The sequence below is a fragment of the Curtobacterium sp. PhB25 genome, from assembly GCF_004365375.1.
Taxonomy (GTDB): Bacteria; Actinomycetota; Actinomycetes; order Actinomycetales; family Microbacteriaceae; genus Curtobacterium.
This window is the reverse complement of the sequence record NZ_SODR01000023.1, coordinates 1-4,545: the sequence shown is the minus strand read 5'-3', so window position 1 is coordinate 4,545 and position 4,545 is coordinate 1. Positions and strand designations below refer to the sequence as shown.

The following is a 4,545-nucleotide window of genomic DNA, read 5'->3' as shown; positions in this document are numbered from 1 at the left end:
CAGCTCATCCGAGACGCCATCGCCGATGGTGTCCTTCTGGAGGGTGATCAGTTGCCGCCGTACCGGGTCGCCGCGGTGACGTCCGGGTTGAGCATTCACACGAGCCGGTCGATCGTCATCGTCGCCGCCGCACTGCTGACACCGAGCGCCTCCGCGAGGTCTGCTGCGCGCGCGGGGAAGCCGCCGGCTTCTCGCGCGGCGAGGAACTGCACCGTCTGGAAATCATTTGCCTTCAGGCCCATCCGAGCGCGTGCACGGTTCTGGAGCATCGTCTCCGCGACGCGAAGCCGGTTCACTGATTCCAGTAGCAGCACCCCGGCCGGAACGTGCGCACCGTCCTCACCCATCAGGCCCTCCAACCCGCAGCTGCCGGCCGCCTAGCGGCGGCCCGTCCGCATGCCAGTGCGCCAGCCGAGGCCCGGACAGACGTCCGGGCTGTTGACGCCGAAGTAGAACGGACCCCTTTGTGCCGAACTGGGGCGGACCCCTTCTGGGGTTGTTGAGCTTAGTTGTTCTCGGTCTGGTTGATGAGGTCGCGGCGGCCGTGGGTGCGGTAGGAATCGCCGGAGAGGGTGAGGACCTCGGCATGGTGGACGAGGCGGTCGATCATGGCTGACGCGACGACGTCGTCGCCGAAGGTCTCGCCCCACCGGCTGAATGGCAGGTTGCTGGTGACCATGATCGATCCCTGTTCGTAGCGGGACGCGACGAGTTGGAAGAAGAGGTTCGCGGCGTCTTGGTCGAACGGGATGTAGCCGATCTCGTCGACGATGATCAGCTTGTAGCGGCGGATCTTCTTCAGCTCGGCCTCGAGCTGGCCCTTGTGGTGCGCGGCCGCGAGACGGGCGATCCAGTTGTTCGCGGTGTCGAACAGGACCGAGTAGCCGGCGTGGGCGGCTTTCACGCCGAGGCCGATCGCGAGATGGGTTTTCCCGAGTCCGGGCGGGCCGAGCAGGATCACGTTCTCCTGTTTCGCGATGAACGTCGACGTCGCCAGGTGCGCGAGGACGTCGCGTCGGAGCGATGGGAGGTGGTCGAGGTTGAAGTCCTCGATCGTTTTCACCTGCGGGAAGTGCGCGGTCCGGATCCGCATGATCGTGCCAGCGGACTCCCGGTCCGCGACCTGCCGCTCGAGGACCGCGGCGAGGTATTCCTCGTGCGCCCAGTTGCCGTCCCTGGCGCGATCGGCGAGGTCTTCCCAGACCCGTCCGATCGTCGGGGTCTTCAACGCTCGGGCGAGGTAGGCGAGCTTGGAAGCGACCTGCTCGCTGTTCTTCGGGATCGGTGCGTCGGTCTGCGTCGTGGTTTTGCTGGTCATCGTGCTTCTTTCGTCGTGGTATCGGTGGTGAAGTCGACGCCGAACAGGGCGTCGTAGTCGGACAGGGCTCGGATCTGGACCTGGTGCCCGTCCTGGTGCGAGCGGACCGTCTCGGGCTTCGGGGCCCGGTAGTGGGCGCGCAGGCGCGCTGCGACGACGACGTGCTCAGGGTCGGTGATCGTCTGTCCGGTGCGCAATGACCGATCGTGTCGTCCGGCAGGCTCGCCGCTGCAGGTGATGCGCACTTCGTCGAGTGCTGCGTGGACGTCGACGAACCGTCCGATGAAGCGCGGGTCGGCGGAGTAGTCGTTGCCGTCGACGCGGACGTAATAGTCCCTGGCGAGCCGGACCCGCGTCCGCAGCCCCGTGGTCGGCGCGACCGACGGGAGGGACTGCATCCCGGCGCGGTCGAGGGCGTCGAGCTCGACCGGGCGGGCTCCGATCGAGCGGACCTTCCGCTGGTTCGCCCGCTCGGTCAACCAGACACCCAGCTGGGCGTTGAAATCGTGGACGTTCTGGAAGAGCCGGCCGGGTAAGAACGACGTCTCGAGATACCGGTTCGCCCGCTCGACGACACCCTTGGTCTCGGGATCCCTCGCCGGCGCCAACCGCAGCTTCGTCGCGATCGTTCCCGTGAACGTCGCTGCGAGGACCGTCGGACGCCCCAGCCCTCCGATCGCAGCCTCCCGGTCCCAAAGCAGCGACTTCGGGATCCCGCCGAAACGTTGCAGCAGCATCCACATCCCCGCAGTGAGGTCCCCGCCCTGCCGCGACGGCAGCACGAGCGCCTCGATCCGCCGGGAGAACCCCGAGACCATCACCAGCACCGGCAAGATCCGGTCCTGCCCGTCACCGACAGGGATCCTGGTCTCGGGGAACCAGAGATCGCACTGGATCACTTCGCCCGATCTGAACGAGAGCCGGTCCGCCGGGTCCACGCCGAGATAGTCCGGCCGCAACTCCGACACACGTTCCCGCAGCAACGATGGCGAGAACGACCAACCCACCCGTTCCGCGATCACGGACGCCGGCATCCGCGGATGCTCTGCCAGCAGCGCCCGGATCTGCGGCACGAACGGATCGATCTTCGACCCGCGCGGCCCACGCGCACGATTCGGAGGCTCCTCACCCCGCAACGCCCGACGAACCGTGTTCCGGCCGATCCCGAGCTCCCGCGCGATCTGCTTGATCGGCACCTTGTCCGCTCGATGCAGCCGACGGATCTCTGCCCACGTGTCCACTGTGATCACCCTCCTAGCGTCAACCAGGGGGTCCATCCCAGTTCGGCACAAGGGGGTCCGTTCTACTTCGGCATCAACACGGGCTTCCCGCGCCCTGCAGGGAGCACGCGCCACGACGACGTATCCGGACTGCGCAAGAACCGTGACCGTGTGAGGTTTGCTCGGCGTAGGACATGAGGTGTGGGCGCCTGCCCGTGGTTCGGGTCAGGGGGCAGGCGCCCTCGCGCTACGACGTCCGCTGGTGCGCGTGACGATTCCAACCCGAGCAGCAGCTCGGACGGCCAGCGGCTAGGGTTCCGCGGCGCAGCCCCGTAAACGGCACCGAGCACCACCCGGGTTCGGCCAGGTAGTTTGTGAGGTGCGGGATGGCTGTTGTAAGCCATCGCCCGAGCGCCGCGGAACGGCCGAGTTTGTACGGTGGGGGCATGTCGGAGACGCCTGTTGTACCCGTGGCCGCGTTGCTCGATGCGGTCGAGCGATGCCGGTATGCGGCTGCGCGGCTTGAGCGCACTCGGGCGGCCGCAGGACACACGTCGATCACGGAGCGGGAGGCGCTCCGGTACCTCCGGGCTGCGTCGGCGCGGGATGAGCCGTGCACGCCGAAGCAGCTCGGCGAGCACCTCGGCATCACCACGCCGTCGATGACGAGCCTGCTAGACCGGTTGGAGGCGTCCGGATTTCTCACGCGAGTGCCAAACCCCACCGATCGACGCTCCAGCTACGTGCAGCTGACTCTGGCTACACCGGATCGAGACGACACCGACCCACTTGCCGCGCACATCGCCGCCCTCTGTGCCGCCATTCCCCTAGCGGACGCGGAGATCATTACCCGGTTCCTCAACGACCTCGCAGCCCTCCACCCCACCACAACCACCAGCACCGGAACAGTGAAGGAGACACAATGAGCAACATCACCCCACCCTCCGTCCCAAACGATGACGGTGCCCTCGAGGGGCCCGGCGTGGAAGTGCCCACCACCGACTCGGATGGCACGGTGAAGCCCGCTGGTCTCGGTGACGGCAGCACCATCCCGAACCACCCGGACGGGCTCGCCGCCGGTTACTCCGATACCGACTCGCACTTTAACCCCGAAGAAGACACCCCCACGCAGTAACCCGGTTCTGCTGGGTCCGCGATGGTGCGGACTGGTCACAGACCCACAACTGTCGGATAGTGGAAGGTCCGCCGGGCAGTTCGGGTCCGCACGACGCACCGGGGGTACCGCCGAGCTTCAAGAAATCGGCCGTTACCCCGCACCCCTGGAAATTGACCCCGCTCAGGTCCATGCAGACGGTGCGCTCCGCGGCATCGACGCCGCGGATCTCTCATCGTCGTCTCGGTTCGCGTTCTCCGCGGAGGAGAGTTGAGCGGTGTGCACCATCCCGGGGACGTGCGGGATGACCCGAACGGTCCGCACACCTCCGCAAGCACGAGCCGGGGGTGGGTGCAAACTGTGGAGCAGCAGCGGGGTGGTTCCCGTTGCGAGCGGGGCGGCTGCCACCTATCCGGTGGCCGCCCCGCGCCTCCAACGGGAGCGCGAACCTACTGGGAGCCGAACAGGTCGGGGCGTGCAGTGTGTTCGCGGGTGCGGTCGAGTGGGATCTCGAAGAGGTCAGTACGGCGGTAGTCCTCGGACCAGCCTCGGCGCATGCGTGATGCTGCGCGGTCGAAGGCTTCGATGATGTCGAATCCGGGCACGAGGAGCGACTGCACGCGGAGGCCGTCGTAGAGGGCGAGGAGCTGTTCCGTGGCGCGGGCGGGCTCCATCGTGTTCGGTTCTCGGCCAGTACGGATGTCGTGCTCGAGGGCGGTGCGGATGGTCTGCCGGAACCGGAGGTACAGGGTGCGGTAGTAGTCCGCACCCTCGTTTGCTGGGTCGGAGCTTGCTGCAAGGGTTGATGCGAGCAGCCGCATCAGTGCGGGTTCTTCCGAGTACGCGACGATGAGCGCGTGCAGGTATGCGACCGCGCCGTACTGCTCGGCGAT

General features: G+C 67.1%; 6 protein-coding genes. 2 read left to right on the top strand and 4 right to left on the bottom strand.

The window, feature by feature from the left end:
• Positions 1–95 precede the first annotated feature (95 nt).
• From EDF51_RS19585 to istA, 3 genes are all read right to left on the bottom strand, one after another.
• Positions 96–347, bottom strand: a complete 252-nt coding sequence (locus tag EDF51_RS19585) for a hypothetical protein (protein ID WP_131847359.1) — start codon at positions 345–347, stop codon at positions 96–98.
• 158 nt (positions 348–505) lie between these two features.
• A complete protein-coding gene (gene istB / locus EDF51_RS19580; RefSeq protein WP_134196241.1) occupies positions 506–1,318 on the bottom strand; it encodes an IS21-like element helper ATPase IstB in 813 nt (270 codons plus the stop codon).
• Positions 1,315–2,568, bottom strand: coding sequence for an IS21 family transposase (gene istA, locus EDF51_RS19575; protein ID WP_235036083.1), 1,254 nt, complete (start codon positions 2,566–2,568; stop codon positions 1,315–1,317). Before istA ends, istB begins: the two co-directional genes overlap by 4 nt.
• Before the next feature lie 416 nt (positions 2,569–2,984).
• On the opposite strand from istA, the gene EDF51_RS19570 reads away from it, so the two are divergent.
• Positions 2,985–3,464: a MarR family transcriptional regulator gene (locus EDF51_RS19570; protein ID WP_133938547.1), complete on the top strand. Its 480-nt coding sequence runs from the start codon at positions 2,985–2,987 to the stop codon at positions 3,462–3,464.
• Positions 3,461–3,673 (top strand): hypothetical protein, encoded by a 213-nt coding sequence (locus tag EDF51_RS19565; RefSeq protein WP_131847355.1) that lies wholly within the window; start codon positions 3,461–3,463, stop codon positions 3,671–3,673. The genes EDF51_RS19570 and EDF51_RS19565 overlap by 4 nt, the downstream gene beginning before the upstream one ends.
• Before the next feature lie 428 nt (positions 3,674–4,101).
• Here the strand turns inward: EDF51_RS19565 and EDF51_RS19560 are convergent.
• Positions 4,102–4,545: TetR family transcriptional regulator C-terminal domain-containing protein (locus EDF51_RS19560; RefSeq protein ID WP_166673606.1), on the bottom strand; the 444-nt coding region annotated here is incomplete at its 5' end.

Bases quoted from the DNA above. Each gene is read 5' to 3' on its own strand.
- istB (WP_134196241.1), bottom strand. From the start codon at position 1,318: ATGACCAGCAAAACCACGACGCAGACCGACGCACCGATCCCGAAGAAC.
- EDF51_RS19585 (WP_131847359.1), bottom strand. From the start codon at position 347: ATGGGTGAGGACGGTGCGCACGTTCCGGCCGGGGTGCTGCTACTGGAA.
- EDF51_RS19565 (WP_131847355.1), top strand. From the start codon at position 3,461: ATGAGCAACATCACCCCACCCTCCGTCCCAAACGATGACGGTGCCCTC.
- EDF51_RS19570 (WP_133938547.1), top strand. From the start codon at position 2,985: ATGTCGGAGACGCCTGTTGTACCCGTGGCCGCGTTGCTCGATGCGGTC.